Genomic DNA, 14,881 nt, shown 5'->3' with positions numbered 1-14,881 from the left:
GGATGCTCCCGTGCACCAGATAACGGCAATCTTTGAAGACGGAAAATCGGTCAGGTTTTCGAGCCGAGCCGATGAGATCGTCTACCAGGCGGCCTACCGCTCGAACATCCGGCTCGAGCACGACTGCCTCGAAGGCGCGTGCGGCGCCTGCAAGGCGCTTTGCACGCAAGGCGAATTCCGGGTCGACGACTACAGCGACGAAGCCTTGTCGGATGCCGAGCTGGCGATCGGCTACACGCTGCTGTGCAAGATGAAGGCGAAAACGCCGTGCACGGTCGAGCTGCCGTATTCGTCGCGCTTCCTGACCGCCCAACATGCGCCGCAGTGGCTCGACGCCAGGGTGGTGGCGGTCGAATCGGTGTCCTCGAGCGTCAAGCGAATGGTGGTGCAGCTGACGGCGGGCGACATCGACTTCCTGCCCGGCCAGTACGTGCACATGGAAGTGCCCGGTGCAGGCGGCGCGGAGCGTTCGTATTCGTTTGCGAACATGCCGGCGGAGCAGCAGCTCGAATTTTTCCTCAAGGTGTATCCGCAAGGCGTGATGAGCGACTACCTGCGCGAGCGCGCAAAGGTTGGCGACGACATCCGCATCAAGGGACCGGCCGGCCACTTCTACCTGCGCGCGCTGCGCCGCCCGATCCTGATGATCGCCGGCGGCACCGGCCTTGCACCCATGCTCAGCATGCTGCGCAGCATGGTGCGCGCCGGTGCGGCCGACCAGCCGGTGCACCTGATCTACGGCGTCAACGAAGCCTCCGAGTTTTTCAACGCGAGCGAACTGGAGCGGCTCGGCCAGAGCCTGCGCCTGACGGTGGAGCGCATCGCGGTAGCGGAGACCGGCTGGCAGGGCCCTGCCGGACACGTCACCCGCTTGCTGCGCCCCGAACTGTTGCACGGCGGCGAATGCGACGCCTACCTGTGCGGCCCGCCGCCGATGGTCGAAGCGGCCGCCGCGTGGCTGCGCGAGAACGGCATGGACCCGGCGCGCGTGCACGCCGAGCGCTTCGTCACCACCAGCTGACCTTACGACTGAGGATTGACCATGATTGATTTGCACGATGTACGGTACGTACGGCTCGGTACCCGCAACATTGAAGAGTCGACCCGCTACGCTCAAGAGGTGCTCGGGCTCGAACTGGTGCGCACCGAACAGGGTGCGCGCTACTTCCGCAGCGACAGCCGCGATCACACGCTGGTGTACTTCGAAGGCGACAGCAACGACCATACCACCGGCTTCGAACTGGCCGACGCCGCCGGCATCGACGCCGCGGCCGCCGAGCTTGACAACGCCGGCTACCGGGTCAAGGCCGGCTCGCGCGAAGAGTGCGAGCAGCGCCGGGTCGAGGGGCTGGTCAATTTCATCGACCCGAGCGGCAACAGCATCGACCTGGTAGTCCGTCCGCACCACAGCGGGCGGCGCTATTTCCCGTCGCGCGACGCCGGCATTACCGGCTTCAGCCATATCGGGCTGCGCTCCAGCGATCCGGCGCGCGACGAAAAATTCTGGACCCAGGTCATGAGCGCCAGGGTGAGCGACCGCCTGGGCAACTCGCCGCTGCTGCGGATCGACCCGGTCCACCACAAGATCGCGCTGTTTCCATCCAGCTTCGCCGGGGTCCAGCACATCAACCATCAGGTCGAGGGTATCGACGATATCATGCGCGCCTACTACATGCTCAAGGAGAAGGGCGTGCGGATCGTGTTCGGGCCGGGGCGCCACCCGACCTCAGGCGCGATGTTCCTGTACTTTGCCGGACCGGACGGCATGACCTACGAATACTCGACCGGCGTGCGCGTGTTCACCGAAGAAGAGATGTCGACGGTCAGGCCGCGCCAGTTCCCCTTCGAGGCATCGACCTCGCTGTGCATGTGGGGATCGCGTCCGGATATTCCCGAATTTAAGAGCTGACCAGGAGACACGATGCAGGCAACGACGGAACAAGCGATGGCGGCCGGCGCTAGTGAAGAACGCCTTGCGCACCTGCAGGCCCAGGTGCGCAAGGCTGCGCGCGCGATGGGCCGGCACGGCCTGGTGCACGCGTTCGGCCACGTCAGCGCGCGCCTGAACGACACCGAGTTCCTGGTGTGCGCGGCGCGCCCAATGGGCTGCCTCGACGCTGACGACCAGGGCACCGTGGTGCCGGTCGAGGGACCGTTGCCGCAGGGCGTGCTGGGCGAAGTCCGGCTGCACCAGCAGATCTACAAGGTGCGGCCCGACGTCGGCGGCATCTGCCGCATCCTACCGGCGCGCGTGATCGCGCTGTCGACCATGCGCCTGACGCCGTCGGCCCGCCACGGCAACGGCTCGTACTTTGCGCCGCACCCGCCGCTCTGGGACGATCCGCAACTGGTCCGCGACGACGACAAGGCACAGGCGATCGCCGCGCTGCTCGGCGGGGCCCGCGCGATTGTCATGCGCGGCAATGGCGCCGTGGTCGCGGGCAGCAGCATCGAGGAGGCGGCAGGCCTGTCGTTCCTGCTGGAAGAGGCGGCGGCGCTCGAACTGACCGTGCGCGCCGCGGGCGGCGGGCAGGGCGGGACGCTGCTGTCGGACGCCGAGGCCAGTGCGCGCGCCGTGTCTACGGGCGGGATCTTCGAACGCTTGTGGGAATTCCTGACGCATGGCGACCCGGAACAGAGCGGGTCCGACCGGGCGAATATCAGGTAACACGAGTTTTTATTCAGGCAAGACCGGCACAGGAAGGCAATCAAGACCTTCGCCGGATTTTTTAAAGGCAGCAAGAGGAGACCATGATTACCAGCTCAATTCCCCGCACCGTCGCAGGCGCGCCGGCCATGACGGCCGCTACCGCACAGCCGGGTGCGGACGCGTGCAAGATCGGGATCAAGAATCTTGTCAAGCAATTCCAGACCAAGGACGGTGTCTTTACCGCGGTTGACAATGTGTCGCTTGATATCCCATCGGGCGAATTCTTTACCATCGTCGGCCCTAGCGGCTGCGGCAAGACCACGCTGCTGCGCATCCTGGCGGGCCTCGAGCAGGCCAGCAGCGGCAGCGTCGAGATCACCCGCTCTGGCCAGCAGCGTCCGGCCAATTCGATGGTGTTCCAGGGCGATTCGCTGTTCCCCTGGATGACCGTGTGGGACAACGCCGCGTACGGACTGAAGATGCGCAAGGTTCCCGCCGCGGAGATCCGCGACGTGGTCGGCCACTATCTCGAGCGCACCGGCCTGACCCGCTTCAGGAACGCCTATCCGCACCAGCTCTCGGGCGGCATGCGCCAGCGCGTGTCGATTGCGCGCGCGTTTGCCAACGACCCCGAAATCCTGCTGATGGACGAGCCCTTCTCCGCGCTCGACGAGCAGAACAAGACGCTGCTGCAGGAAGAACTGCTGCGCATCTGGGAAGAGACCAAGAAGACCGTGGTGTTCATCACGCACAGCGTCGACGAAGCGGTGACGCTGAGCGACCGGATCATGATCATGACCGCGCATCCGGGCCGCTGCAAGGCCCTGATCGACGTGCCCTTCGAGCGTCCGCGGCGCGTGATCGAGCTGCGCTCGCAAGCCGAATACGGCGAACTGGTGTATCGGATCTGGGGTTACCTGCGTGACGAAGTGCAGCAGGCCAAGTGTCAGGAAGAGAAAAAAGGAGGTGTGAAATGATGAAGGTAGTCGAACTCCCACCGGCGCCGGCGCAAGTGTCCGCCGCCAACCGCGCCAGCTTCAAGACCAGAAAGCTGAGCGCCGGCTCGCGCGACCGCCTGCTCGGCGTGCTGTCGCCGCTCGTGCTGCTGCTGATTTGGGAGATCGCCGCGCGCACCGGCTTCATCGACACCCGCTTCTTCCCGGCGCCCACCTCGATTTTCCAGACGCTGCTGGTGCTGGCCGAGTCGGGCGAATTGTGGGCCAACTCCCGGGCCAGCCTGCAGCGGCTGTTCTGGGGCTTCCTCGTTGGCGGGGTGCCGGCGCTGATCATCGGCGTCCTGATGGGTCTCTACCGCCCGCTGCGCGCAATTGTCGACCCGCTCATCGCGGCCACCTATCCGGTGCCGAAAAGCGCGCTGATGCCACTGCTGCTGCTGATCTTCGGCCTGGGCGAAGGTTCCAAGATCGCGATGGTGGCGATCGGCGTGTTCTTCCCGGTACTGATCAACGCCGTCACCGGCGTGCGCGAGATCAACAAGATCTACCTCGACGTCGGCAGCAACTTCAAGGCCAGCCGCTGGCAGGTGTTCCGCACCATCGCGGTGCCCGGCGCGCTGCCGTTCATCATGACGGGCATCAAGCTTGGCGTCGGCATGGGACTGATCCTGATCGCGCTGGCCGAGATGGTCGGCGCCCACAGCGGCCTCGGCTACATGATCTGGAACGCCTGGGAAATCCTGTCGGTGGACACCATGTACGTCGGCCTGTTGATGATTGCCCTGATCGGCTTCGTGTTCACGCTTGTGATGGATGAAGTAGAACGAATCGTGGTGCCCTGGAAGACCGAGCGCTAAAAAGCGCCTTATGTTGCATATACCAACCATAACGGAGACAGTAACAATGAAGTCAATAGCGAAAATTCAATCGACACTGGGCAAGCTGGTGCGCTCGACGCTGTATGCCTGCGCCGCCGTGGCAGTCTTGAGCGGCAACGCGGCCGCCGCCGCCAAGGTGCGGATCGGCGTGGTCGGCTCCCTGAGCGACGCGTCGATCTATATCGCCGAGGCCAAGGGCTACTTCAAGGACGAAGGTATCGATGCCGAGATCATCCGCTTTCCGAATTCGGCGCAGATGATCGCGCCGATCGGCGCCGGCCAGCTCGACGTCGCGGTGGGCGCGACCAGCGCCGGCCTGTACAACTCGATCGGACGCGGCATCGACATCAAGGTCGTCGCGGACAAGGGCTCGATGCCGCCGGGGCATGGCTACGTCCCGCTGCTGGTGCGCAAGGACCTGGTCGACAGCGGCGCCTTCAAGAGCCTGAAGGACCTGAAAGGCCTTCGGGTCGGCAGCCAGTCGCCGGGCGGCAGCGCATTGTCGCTGCTGAACGAGGCACTCAAGAAGGGCGGCGTGCCCTACAAGGACGTCAAGATCTCGTACATGGGCCACTCGCAGCTGGCCGCGGCACTGCAGAACAAGGCGCTGGACGCGGCCATGGTGACCGAGCCGAATGCGACCCGGGCCGTACAGACCGGGACCGTGGTCCGTTTCAGCCCCCAGGCCGACCAGATCTATCCGTCGCAACAGGTAGCAGTGGTGTTGTACCGCGGCGCCTTTGCCAGGCAGGAAGCGGCCACCGCGACCAAGGTGATGCGCGCGTATATCCGCGCCACCCGCGACTATAACGACGCGCTGGTCAATGGCAAGCTGACCGGCAAGAACTCGGACGAGATCATTTCGATCCTGAGCAAGTCGACCAACGAGAAGGACCCCTCCATCTACAAGGTCGCCACGGCACACGGCTGCCATCCGGACGGCATGGTCAATGTCGCCAGCATGAAGCACGATTACGAGTTCTTCAAGGAGCAGGGCCTGATCACGACCCCGGTCGATATCGACAAGGTCGTCGACATGTCCTTTGCCAGAGCGGTAGTCAACGAACTGGGGCCCTACAAGCCGAAGTAAGTTCCCGCGGCAGCCCAGGCTGCCGCCCACAACCCCTACAGCAATCCAGAGCGTCGCACATCAATGGTGTGCGGCGGTGATCCCCTGCTGGCAAAAAAAATCGATTCAGTCCGGACAACCATGAAAGAAACATTCCTTGCGCTCGCCCTCGGCAGCGCTTTTGCAGGCTCGGCCCATGCCCAAAGCAACGTCAGCGTGACCGGTTCGGTCGACGGCGGCCTGCGCTATATCTCCAACGATGGCGAAGACCGCGTGACGGTCGGCTCGAACGGCACCTCGTACAACAACCGCCTGACGTTCCGCGGCACCGAAAACCTGGGCGGCGGCCTGTCGGCGCGCTTCCACCTGGAAGCCGGCTTCAATCTCGGTACCGGCACCCTGGACAACAACGTCGGCCAGCTGTTCCAGCGTACCGCCACCGTCGGCCTGGCCGGCAAGTGGGGTGCGGTCGACGTCGGCCGCCAGTTCAGCGTGGCGTTCAAGGTCGCCGCCCCGCTGTCCCCGTTCGGCTCCAACTACACCGGCATCACGCCGCTGGCAATCGCGGTGCCGGGCTCGCAGACGCTGGGCACGCCGACCGCCACCACGCCTGCGGCGAATGCCGGCGTGGGCCGCTTCAACAATGACATCCAGTACACCGGCACTTTCGGCGCCTGGACCGCGCGCGCCGAATACGCCGCCGGCGAGCAGGCCGGAAGCCACAGCGACGGCTCCGCCAGCGCGCTCGGCCTGAGCTACGCCAGCGGTCCGGTGCTGCTCGGCGCCGTGTACACCAAGCACAAACCGAATATGCGTACGACCGCCAACCCGTCGTTCCAGGATCGCGACCACTGGCTGGCCGGTGCGGCCTACAAGATCGGCGAGGCACGCTTCACCGCGGCGTATGTGGACGACAAGGTAGCGACCGCCGCGGCCGGCGAGCGCCATACCCGCTGGACCTGGGGCGGCGTCCAGTATGTTTGACGCCTGCAACCACTTTAATAGGCTCCTATTACCACACCAGGATCTCGGGTGGCGGCCTGCCTGACGGCAAGCGTGGGATGTTCATGACGGCGGCCCATTACGCCCTGTCCAAGCGCACCAACCTGTACCTCGAGGTGGACCTGACCAAACACCGCGGCGCGCTGCTGTCTGCCGGCAAGCACAAAACGAAAGCGGCTTCGGTCGGTATCAACCACCTGTTCTGACCCGCTGGTCGCGCGAACGTCCGGTGGTGGCCTCGGCCAGATTTTACATTTTTGGAGATAACGTGAAAGACATTCTGAACTTCATCAACGGTGACTACGTGCCGTCGGAGCGCTGGTTCGACAAGAGCGCGCCGTACGACGGCAAGGTCTTCGCCCGGGTCGCCGAGGCCGACTCAGCCCTGGTCGACCGCGCCGTGCAGTGTGCGCGCGACGCGCTGCACGGACCGTGGGGCAAGATGAACCTGACCGACCGGGTCGACCTGCTGTACGCGGTGGCCGACGAGATCGACCGCCGCTTCGAGGATTTCGTCGAAGCCGAGATGACCGACCTGGGGCAGCCGGCGCATTTCATCCGTCACATCGACGTGCCGCGCGGCGCCGCAAACTTCAAGGTCTTCGCCGACGTCATCAAGAATGTCCCGGGCGAGTTTTTCGAAATGGCCACCCCCGACGGGCGCGGTTCGCTCAACTACTCGCTGCGGCGTCCGGTGGGCGTGGTGGCGGTCATCTGCCCGTGGAACCTGCCGTTCCTGCTGATGACCTGGAAGCTGGGCCCGGCGCTGGCGTGCGGCAATACGGTGGTCGTCAAGCCGTCGGAAGAAACGCCGCAGGCAGCGGCCTTGCTGGGCGAAGTGATGAACAAGGTCGGCATGCCGAAAGGCGTGTTCAACGTCGTGCACGGCTTCGGGCCGGACTCCACCGGCGAATTCCTGACCACCCATCCGCAGGTCGATGCGATCACCTTTACCGGCGAGACGCGTACCGGCGCCGCGATCATGAAGGCCGCCGCCGACGGCGCGCGCCCGGTCTCGATGGAGATGGGCGGCAAGAACGCCGCGATCGTGTTTGCCGATTGCGACATGGATGAGGCCATCGCCGGCACCCTGCGCTCGTGCTTTGCCAACGCCGGCCAGGTGTGCCTCGGCACCGAGCGTGTGTATGTGGAACGTCCGGTCTTCGAGGAATTCGTTACCCGCCTGAAGACCGCGGTCGAAACGATGAAGCCCGGCCTGCCGTCCGACCCGGCCAGCGGCATGGGGCCCTTGATTTCGCAGGAACACCGCAACAAGGTGCTTTCGTACTACCGCAACGCGGTCGAGGAGGGCGCTACCGTCGTCACCGGCGGCGGCATCCCCGACATGCCGTCGGAGCTCGCGGGCGGCTCGTGGGTGCAGCCGACCATCTGGACCGGCCTGCCGGACACGGCGACCGTGATGCGCGAAGAGATCTTCGGACCGTGCTGCCACATTTCGCCGTTCGATACCGAGGAAGAGGTGGTCGCCCGCGCCAACGACAACCCGTACGGGCTGGCCTCGGCCTTGTGGACCACCAACCTGGCGCGTTCCCACCGGGTCGCCGCCCAGATCGAAGCGGGCATCGTCTGGGTCAACTCGTGGTTCCTGCGCGACCTGCGCACGCCGTTCGGCGGTTCCAAGCAATCTGGCATCGGGCGCGAGGGCGGGGTGCACTCGCTCGAGTTCTACACCGAACTGAAAAATGTCTGCATCAAACTGTGATCATGGATAAAGAACTCATCACCCAACTCGGCGACGAACTCTACCAGGCCTTGACCGGCCGCACGGTGGTCGACCCGCTTACCAGCCGCCATCCCGGCATCACGATCGAGAACGCGTACCACATCCAGCAGCGCATGATCGAGCGCCGCGTGCAAGCCGGCGAACGCATCATCGGCAAGAAAATCGGCGTGACCTCGCGCGCAGTGATGAACATGCTGGGCGTGTACCAGCCGGACTTCGGCTACATGCTCGACGGGATGATCTACAACGAAGGCGAGGCGATCGACATCGGCACGCTGATCCAGCCAAAGGCCGAGGGCGAGATCGCCTTCATCCTGAAGAAGGACCTGATGGGGCCGGGCATCTCGAATGCCGACGTGCTGGCCGCCACCGAATGCGTGATGCCGTGCTTCGAGATCGTCGACTCGCGCATCCGCGACTGGAAGATTAAGGTGCAGGACACGGTGGCCGATAACGCCTCCTGCGGCGTATTCGTGCTGGGCGACCAGGCGGTGGACCCGCGCAAGATCGACCTGTCGCTGTGCGGCATGGTGCTGGAAAAGAACGGCGAGATCGTCGCCACCGGCGCCGGCGCCGCCGCCCTCGGCTCGCCGCTCAACGCGGTGACCTGGCTGGCCAACACCATGGGCCGGCTGGGCATCCCGCTGAAAGCCGGCGAAGTGATCCTGTCGGGCGCGCTGGCGGCGATGTTCCCGGCCCAGGCGGGCGACAACTTCCGCGTCAGCATCGGCGGCTTGGGCAGCTGCTCGGTGCGGTTTAATTAAGGAAAGAACACCATGACAAAAATTAAATGTGCAATCATCGGCCCCGGCAATATCGGCACCGACCTGCTTGCCAAGCTGCTGCGCAGCCCGGTGCTGGAACCGGTCTGGATGGTCGGGGTCGACCCTGCATCTGACGGCCTCAGGCGCGCCAGCGAGCTGGGCATCAAGACCACCGCGGACGGCGTCGACGGCATGCTGCCCCACGTGCTGGCCGACGAAGTACAGATCTGCTTCGACGCCACCAGCGCCTATGTGCACGCCGAAAATTCGCGCAAGCTGACCGCGCTGGGGGTGCTGATGATCGACCTGACCCCGGCCGCCATCGGTCCCTACTGCGTGCCGCCGGTGAACCTGCTGGAACAGGTCGGCAAGGGCGAGATGAACGTCAACATGGTCACCTGCGGCGGCCAGGCGACGATCCCGATGGTCGCAGCCATCGCCCAGGTGCAGCCGGTGCAATACGGCGAAATCATCGCCACCGCATCGTCGCGCTCGGCCGGCCCGGGCACGCGCAAGAACATCGACGAATTCACCCGCACCACGGCGGCGGCGATCCGCACCGTCGGCGGCGCCAAACAGAGCAAGGCGATCATCATCCTGAATCCGGCCGAACCGCCGATCATCATGCGCGACACCGTGCACTGCCTGACCGAGAGCGAACCCGACCAGGAGAAAATCACGGCCTCGATCCACGCGATGATTGCCAAGGTGCGGCAGTACGTGCCCGGCTACAAGCTGGTCAACGGCCCGGTGTTCGACGGCAACCGCGTTTCGGTATTCCTGGAAGTCGAAGGCCTCGGCGACTACCTGCCGAAATACGCCGGCAACCTCGACATCATGACCGCCGCCGCTGCACGCACCGCTGAAATGTTTGCCGAGGAAATCCTCAAAGGCACGCTCACGCTCGAACGCGTCACCGCCTGATCCAAGGAGAAGAAAATGAACCTCAAGGGTAAAAAAATCATCCTGCACGACAATACCCTGCGCGACGGGATGCACCCGAAACGCCACCAGATCACGCTCGAGCAGATGATCGCGGTGGCCAAGGGACTGGACGACGCCGGCATGCCGATGCTGGAAGTGTCGCATGGCGACGGGCTGGGCGGCGGTTCGGTGAACTACGGCTTCCCGCGCCACAGCGACGTCGATTACCTTCGCGCCGTGATCCCGCACCTCAAGCACACCAAGGTGTCCTCGCTGCTGGTGCCGGGCATCGGCACGGTCGACGACCTGCGTGCCGCGCACGAATGCGGCCTGCACACGGTGCGCGTGGCCACCCACTGCACCGAAGCCGACGTAGCCGAGCAGCACATCATTGCCGCGCGCAAGATGGGCCTGTACACGGTCGGCTTCCTGATGATGGCGCACATGGCCACGCCCGAAAAGCTGGTCGAGCAGGCCAGGCTGATGGCGTCCTACGGCGCCCAGTGCGTGTATGTGACCGACTCGGCCGGCTACCTGCTGCCGGATGGCGTGACCGAGCGGGTCGGCGCGCTGCGCGCGGCCCTGGCGCCGGAGATCGATATCGGCTTCCATGGCCACCACAATATGGCGATGGGTGTGGCCAACTCGCTGGCGGCGATCGAAGCCGGCGCCAACCGCATCGACGGCTCTACCAACGGCCTGGGCGCCGGGGCCGGCAATACCCCGCTGGAAGTATTCGTTGCCGTCTGCAACCGCATGGGCATCGAGACCGGAGTCGACCTGTACCAGATCATGGACGTGGCCGAGGATATCGTGCTGCCGATGATGGACCACATGGTGCGCATCGACCGCGATGCGCTCACGCTTGGCTACGCAGGGGTGTATTCGACCTTCCTGCTGTTCGCCAAGCGCGCCGCCGCGAAGTACCAGGTACCGGCGCGCGACATCCTGGTCGAGCTGGGACGGCGCGGCATGGTGGCCGGGCAGGAAGACATGATCGAAGACGCGGCCTTGACCATGGCCAAGGAAAGGGGACTTGTATGAAACTCGACCAGGCAACCATCGCCAAGCTGGCCGCACACCTGGAAAACTGCGAGCTGGAAGGGCAGGACACCGTCAAGATTACCGATGCCCATCCAGACATGGACTGGGACGACGCGTATGCGATCCAGGACGAGATCCAGCGCCGCAAAGTTGCGCGCGGCAACAAGATCGTCGGCTGGAAAGCCGGTCTGACCTCGCACGCGAAGATGAAACAGATGGGCGTCGAAACGCCGGTGTTCGGCTTCATGGCCGACTATTACGCGATTCCCGAGGGCGGCGAATGCAAGGTATCGGAGCTGATCCACCCGAAGGTCGAACCGGAGATCGCGTTCGTGATGAAGACGGCGCTGAAGGGCCCAGGCTGCCACATCGGCTCGGTGCTGGCCGCAGTCGACTTCGTGATGGCCGGAATCGAGGTGATCGACTCGCGCTACCGCGACTTCAAGTTCGACCTCAAGAGCGTGATTGCCGATAACACCTCGGCGGCGCGCTTCGTGGTCGGCGGCCAGCCGCGGCCGGTGTCCGAAGTCGACCTGCGCACGCTCGGCATCGTGTTCGAGAAGAACGGCGAGCCTGTGGCCTTTGGTGCCGGCGCGGCGGTGCTCGGCCATCCTGCAGCGGCCATTGCGATGCTGGCGAACCATCTGGGCGAGCGCGGCCAGAAAATTCCGGCCGGCGCGCTGATTCTGTCAGGCGGCATCACCGAGGCCGTAGCGGTCGAGGCCGGCGACTGCGTGACCCTGCGCATGCAGGGGATGGGCAGCGTCGGCATGCGTTTTGTCTAAACATCCAGAAAGGAAAAGGCCATGCCGTTTGCACAAATCTATATGATAGAGGGCCGCACTGAGGATCAAAAGCGTGCGGTGATCGACAAGGTCACGCTGGCGCTGTCCGAGGCGGTCGGCGCGCCGAAGGAGAACGTCCGGGTATGGATCCATGATGTCCCGAAGGAGAACTGGGGCATTGCCGGGGTCTCGGCCAAGGACCTGGGGCGCTAGGACGGGAGCGCGCGATGCCCTTGTCTGTTGCCCTCATCGAGGAACTGGCCCAATCCCTGGTCGAGGCGGAATGCAGCCGCGGCACGATCGATACCTTGTCGTCGCGCTATCCCGGCCTCGACGAGGCCGATGCATATGCGATCGCCAGGGCCAGGCTGCGGCGGCGCCGGCACGCCAGGACCGGCTACAAGCTCGGCTACACCAGCGCGGCGATGCGCCGCCAGATGAATATCGAGCACCCGAACTATGGCGTCCTGACCGCCGACATGGTCATCGAAGGCGGCACGATTGCCTTCAATACGCTGATTCATCCTCTGGTAGAGCCGGAGATTGCGATCGCACTCGGGCGCGACCTCGCCGGGGGCGGGCACGACAGGAACTCGGTGCTGGCGGCCGCCCCGCTGTTCATGGCGGCGATCGAGGTGTGCGATACGCGCTACCACGAGTACCGCTTCAAAGCGGTCGACAACATCGCCGACAACAGTTCCGCGGCGCGCTACGTGCTCGGTACGCCGATGCCGGTAACGACCGGCTGCGACCTGCGCACGCTGGCCGCCGAGCTGTGGATCGATGACCAATTGACCGACCAGGGCGTCGGCGCCAACGCGCTGGACGATCCGCTGCTCGCCGTCGCCTGGCTGGCCAACCGCTTGCATGCCGAGGGCACGACGCTCAAGGCCGGCGAGGTCGTGCTGACCGGCGGCCTGACGCGCGGCTACCTGGTGCGGCGCGGCCAGCAGATCCGCTCGCGGCTGGCCGGCGCCGGGGATGCGGCGCTGCTGTTTTCCTGAACTTTCACGCTCCCTCATGACGACATCAGACCGACGAGTTTCCGCAGCTGCCGTACCCTCCGCCGTGTGGGTTTCGACCGTCATAACAGGGCGCTGCTTGGCGCGCTGGAGCAAACCGTACTCGCCGTTGCGGTACCGGCGATCGCAACGCAACTGAGCGGCTTCGAATTGATGGCCTGGATCATCGCCGCCTACCTGGTGGCGTCGACCGTCGTCACGCCGATCTACGGCACCGTCAGCGACATGTACGGACGCGGCGCCACGTTGACCGCGGCAATCGTCATTTACCTGCTGGGGACGATCGGCTGCATGCAGGCGGCAACGATACCGGAACTAATCGTGTTCCGCGCCATGCAGGGTATGGGCGGCGGCTGGCTGATCGCGGTGGCGTGAGGTACCCTGACTTTTTCGGACACTCCTGTTTGGTAAACTTCACCGATGGGAGAATTTATGAAACGAACGAAAACATACACGCCGGAGCTTCGCGAGGAAGCGGTGAAACTGGTCTTGGCCCAAGGCCTGACGCTTGAACACGCGGCCACACGCATCGCCATTCCAAAGGGGACCTTGGCCAATTGGGTAAGCGCTGCGAAGAACGGCGCCACACCGTCCGCGGTACCGGGGAGTCGTACCGTCCCCGAGCTGGAGGCGGAAAACGCGAAGCTGCGCAAGGAGCTCGCTGAAGCCGCAACGATCCAGTCCGATGCCGCCGCAGCATCAATGCCGCTTTATACCGGAAATGAACCGAACTCGAGAATTTCCAGGACAGGAAACGAAAACGCCGACCTGTAAGGGTCGGCGTTTTTTTAAGCTATTCTTGGTGGCCCGGGGCGGAATCGAACTACCGACACAAGGATTTTCAAGTCGAGCGTCTTCTTGGTTAAGTTTACTGGAATCCGGTACAGCCTAGTCTTTCGTTGACGTACGCCATGCAGGTCATGACCTTTCCTATGAAACCTTTATGAAATTTGTCGAGGTAGTTTCAGAAGGAACATGGCCACCCTCGTGGCTTTATTGGAAGCTTGTGGAGATGGCCGAATCCACCCGAAATGTACTCGGGGAGCCGGACAACGGCCGGACATTTAGTTGCACGTCTGCGGCTTACCTGAGGAAGATAGCGGGGCGAGCGTCTTTGCCGTCGACGGCGTGCCTCCCCAGTACTCGGCAGCAGACCAGTAAACGCCCAGAAGCCAGCTCCCTGAGGAGTAAGAACTCAGCATTACCGCCACATCCTGATCAAGTCAGGTGAGCTTTAACATGCTCACGCACTTCGATGCCCAACGTGCGTGCGACTGGACGTAGCACAGTAGGCAAAACATTTTCTAAAACCAATAGAACCTTTACTCTTGGCATGATCGGCAACTGGTCGGCACGGGCCTGCGCCTCCAATAATGCTTTGTACTTAACTACTTGAAAAAGACCACGCTGATAATCGTTTTCCACACCATCGGAAACAGCCGACTTTACCTCTACACCAACCCAAGCCTGATCTGATTTGAAAAAGACGTCAATTGTGTCCGCCGAACGTAAAGGATATTCCTCGAATGCTTCCCAGGAGGCGTTCGCACCAAACTCTGATGGATGGGCTTTAACATAAGCCTTCAGGGCCTTGTGAGCAGCAGATTCACCACCGCTTCCACCACCGCCACGCACGCACGGTGGCGCTGGATCAGGTTTTGCATGAAGTGACACAGCGGGAGAGAGGCCCAGTACAGTGAGTACATCATTCCAGTGGCTACCGAACTGCAGTATTTCTGTGTGCTCGCGTAGCACCTTCGCATGCTTTTCTTCTCTGCTCATTCTTTCATTATCGAGCCATCGTTCGCGAACCCAATGCCCGGTAGACCTTGGTCAGGCCCAGACTTAGATACGACGATAGTGGTTAGATACGGGATTGGGCCTACCTCAGACGCCGCGCTATCGATGAGGTGCATTGGGCTTGCCCCGCCTCTCCGGACAGGTTGTTTAACCTAACAAACCGCCGCCTCGAACTGCATGGGGCTGACGTATCCCAGCGTTGAGTGCTGGCGCCTTGTGTTGTAGAACCGCTCGATGTAGTCG

Annotated in this window: 18 protein-coding genes and 1 pseudogene; 17 read left to right on the top strand and 2 right to left on the bottom strand. The window is 63.6% G+C overall.

All coding sequences use genetic code 11. From position 1 onward, the window contains the following. Positions 1 to 10: 10 nt before the first annotated feature. From CDO46_RS23165 to CDO46_RS23090, 17 genes and pseudogenes are all read left to right on the top strand, one after another. The gene (locus CDO46_RS23165) at positions 11 to 1,021 is read left to right on the top strand and encodes a 2Fe-2S iron-sulfur cluster binding domain-containing protein (protein WP_087840960.1); all 1,011 of its coding nucleotides are present in this window, start codon (positions 11 to 13) and stop codon (positions 1,019 to 1,021) included. 21 nt (positions 1,022 to 1,042) lie between these two features. After that, positions 1,043 to 1,909 carry a VOC family protein gene (locus CDO46_RS23160; RefSeq protein WP_087840959.1) on the top strand — a complete coding sequence of 289 codons (867 nt, stop codon included), beginning with the start codon at positions 1,043 to 1,045 and terminating at the stop codon, positions 1,907 to 1,909. A gap of 12 nt (positions 1,910 to 1,921) precedes the next feature. Beyond that, on the top strand, positions 1,922 to 2,668 hold the full coding sequence (locus CDO46_RS23155; RefSeq protein WP_254914664.1) for a class II aldolase/adducin family protein: 747 nt from the start codon (positions 1,922 to 1,924) through the stop codon (positions 2,666 to 2,668). A gap of 83 nt (positions 2,669 to 2,751) precedes the next feature. Next, positions 2,752 to 3,627, top strand: coding sequence for an ABC transporter ATP-binding protein (locus CDO46_RS23150; RefSeq protein ID WP_254914663.1), 876 nt, complete (start codon positions 2,752 to 2,754; stop codon positions 3,625 to 3,627). After that, positions 3,624 to 4,463: an ABC transporter permease gene (locus CDO46_RS23145; RefSeq protein WP_254914662.1), complete on the top strand. Its 840-nt coding sequence runs from the start codon at positions 3,624 to 3,626 to the stop codon at positions 4,461 to 4,463. Before CDO46_RS23150 ends, CDO46_RS23145 begins: the two co-directional genes overlap by 4 nt. Before the next feature lie 46 nt (positions 4,464 to 4,509). Further along, positions 4,510 to 5,574, top strand: a complete 1,065-nt coding sequence (locus CDO46_RS23140) for an ABC transporter substrate-binding protein (RefSeq protein WP_087840958.1) — start codon at positions 4,510 to 4,512, stop codon at positions 5,572 to 5,574. Between the two features lie 120 nt (positions 5,575 to 5,694). After that, positions 5,695 to 6,537 (top strand): porin, encoded by an 843-nt coding sequence (locus tag CDO46_RS23135; RefSeq protein WP_176400832.1) that lies wholly within the window; start codon positions 5,695 to 5,697, stop codon positions 6,535 to 6,537. Positions 6,538 to 6,614: 77 nt separating this feature from the next. Beyond that, positions 6,615 to 6,761 carry a hypothetical protein gene (locus tag CDO46_RS28460; RefSeq protein WP_176400831.1) on the top strand — a complete coding sequence of 49 codons (147 nt, stop codon included), beginning with the start codon at positions 6,615 to 6,617 and terminating at the stop codon, positions 6,759 to 6,761. Positions 6,762 to 6,823: 62 nt separating this feature from the next. After that, positions 6,824 to 8,278: a 2-hydroxymuconic semialdehyde dehydrogenase gene (locus CDO46_RS23130; protein WP_087840956.1), complete on the top strand. Its 1,455-nt coding sequence runs from the start codon at positions 6,824 to 6,826 to the stop codon at positions 8,276 to 8,278. A gap of 2 nt (positions 8,279 to 8,280) precedes the next feature. Next, positions 8,281 to 9,063 carry a 2-oxopent-4-enoate hydratase gene (gene dmpE / locus CDO46_RS23125; RefSeq protein WP_087840955.1) on the top strand — a complete coding sequence of 261 codons (783 nt, stop codon included), beginning with the start codon at positions 8,281 to 8,283 and terminating at the stop codon, positions 9,061 to 9,063. Positions 9,064 to 9,075: 12 nt separating this feature from the next. Then, the gene (locus tag CDO46_RS23120) at positions 9,076 to 9,987 is read left to right on the top strand and encodes an acetaldehyde dehydrogenase (acetylating) (protein ID WP_087840954.1); all 912 of its coding nucleotides are present in this window, start codon (positions 9,076 to 9,078) and stop codon (positions 9,985 to 9,987) included. Between the two features lie 15 nt (positions 9,988 to 10,002). Continuing rightward, a complete protein-coding gene (dmpG, locus tag CDO46_RS23115; protein ID WP_087840953.1) occupies positions 10,003 to 11,031 on the top strand; it encodes a 4-hydroxy-2-oxovalerate aldolase in 1,029 nt (342 codons plus the stop codon). Further along, positions 11,028 to 11,816: a 2-oxo-3-hexenedioate decarboxylase gene (gene dmpH, locus CDO46_RS23110; RefSeq protein ID WP_087840952.1), complete on the top strand. Its 789-nt coding sequence runs from the start codon at positions 11,028 to 11,030 to the stop codon at positions 11,814 to 11,816. The genes dmpG and dmpH overlap by 4 nt, the downstream gene beginning before the upstream one ends. A gap of 21 nt (positions 11,817 to 11,837) precedes the next feature. Then, positions 11,838 to 12,029 carry a 2-hydroxymuconate tautomerase gene (locus tag CDO46_RS23105; protein WP_087840951.1) on the top strand — a complete coding sequence of 64 codons (192 nt, stop codon included), beginning with the start codon at positions 11,838 to 11,840 and terminating at the stop codon, positions 12,027 to 12,029. Positions 12,030 to 12,043: 14 nt separating this feature from the next. Then, positions 12,044 to 12,820: a 2-keto-4-pentenoate hydratase gene (locus CDO46_RS23100; RefSeq protein WP_087840950.1), complete on the top strand. Its 777-nt coding sequence runs from the start codon at positions 12,044 to 12,046 to the stop codon at positions 12,818 to 12,820. 66 nt (positions 12,821 to 12,886) lie between these two features. After that, positions 12,887 to 13,213, top strand: a complete 327-nt coding sequence (locus CDO46_RS23095) for an MFS transporter (protein ID WP_338618904.1) — start codon at positions 12,887 to 12,889, stop codon at positions 13,211 to 13,213. A 57-nt stretch (positions 13,214 to 13,270) separates the two neighbouring features. Next, positions 13,271 to 13,507, top strand: a pseudogene (locus CDO46_RS23090) (transposase); the annotation flags it as partial. A gap of 549 nt (positions 13,508 to 14,056) precedes the next feature. Here CDO46_RS23090 and CDO46_RS28160 read toward each other — a convergent pair. Both CDO46_RS28160 and CDO46_RS28155 read right to left on the bottom strand, forming a co-directional pair. After that, complete coding sequence (locus tag CDO46_RS28160) at positions 14,057 to 14,620, bottom strand: hypothetical protein (RefSeq protein ID WP_140416909.1); 564 nt, start codon at positions 14,618 to 14,620, stop codon at positions 14,057 to 14,059. A 170-nt stretch (positions 14,621 to 14,790) separates the two neighbouring features. After that, a partial coding sequence (locus CDO46_RS28155) for an IS3 family transposase (protein ID WP_140416819.1) occupies positions 14,791 to 14,881 on the bottom strand: 91 nt, incomplete at its 5' end.

This window comes from Pigmentiphaga sp. NML030171 (assembly GCF_002188635.1).
Lineage (GTDB): Bacteria > Pseudomonadota > Gammaproteobacteria > Burkholderiales > Burkholderiaceae_B > Pigmentiphaga > Pigmentiphaga daeguensis.
Note: the sequence above shows the minus strand (reverse complement) of the source record. Positions and strands in the feature narration are given on the sequence as shown.

Bases quoted from the DNA above. Each gene is read 5' to 3' on its own strand.
- CDO46_RS23160 (WP_087840959.1), top strand. From the start codon at position 1,043: ATGATTGATTTGCACGATGTACGGTACGTACGGCTCGGTACCCGCAAC.
- CDO46_RS23155 (WP_254914664.1), top strand. From the start codon at position 1,922: ATGCAGGCAACGACGGAACAAGCGATGGCGGCCGGCGCTAGTGAAGAA.
- CDO46_RS23150 (WP_254914663.1), top strand. From the start codon at position 2,752: ATGATTACCAGCTCAATTCCCCGCACCGTCGCAGGCGCGCCGGCCATG.
- CDO46_RS23145 (WP_254914662.1), top strand. From the start codon at position 3,624: ATGATGAAGGTAGTCGAACTCCCACCGGCGCCGGCGCAAGTGTCCGCC.
- CDO46_RS23140 (WP_087840958.1), top strand. From the start codon at position 4,510: ATGAAGTCAATAGCGAAAATTCAATCGACACTGGGCAAGCTGGTGCGC.
- CDO46_RS23135 (WP_176400832.1), top strand. From the start codon at position 5,695: ATGAAAGAAACATTCCTTGCGCTCGCCCTCGGCAGCGCTTTTGCAGGC.
- CDO46_RS28460 (WP_176400831.1), top strand. From the start codon at position 6,615: ATGTTCATGACGGCGGCCCATTACGCCCTGTCCAAGCGCACCAACCTG.
- dmpE (WP_087840955.1), top strand. From the start codon at position 8,281: ATGGATAAAGAACTCATCACCCAACTCGGCGACGAACTCTACCAGGCC.
- CDO46_RS23120 (WP_087840954.1), top strand. From the start codon at position 9,076: ATGACAAAAATTAAATGTGCAATCATCGGCCCCGGCAATATCGGCACC.
- dmpG (WP_087840953.1), top strand. From the start codon at position 10,003: ATGAACCTCAAGGGTAAAAAAATCATCCTGCACGACAATACCCTGCGC.
- dmpH (WP_087840952.1), top strand. From the start codon at position 11,028: ATGAAACTCGACCAGGCAACCATCGCCAAGCTGGCCGCACACCTGGAA.
- CDO46_RS23105 (WP_087840951.1), top strand. From the start codon at position 11,838: ATGCCGTTTGCACAAATCTATATGATAGAGGGCCGCACTGAGGATCAA.
- CDO46_RS23100 (WP_087840950.1), top strand. From the start codon at position 12,044: ATGCCCTTGTCTGTTGCCCTCATCGAGGAACTGGCCCAATCCCTGGTC.
- CDO46_RS28160 (WP_140416909.1), bottom strand. From the start codon at position 14,620: ATGAGCAGAGAAGAAAAGCATGCGAAGGTGCTACGCGAGCACACAGAA.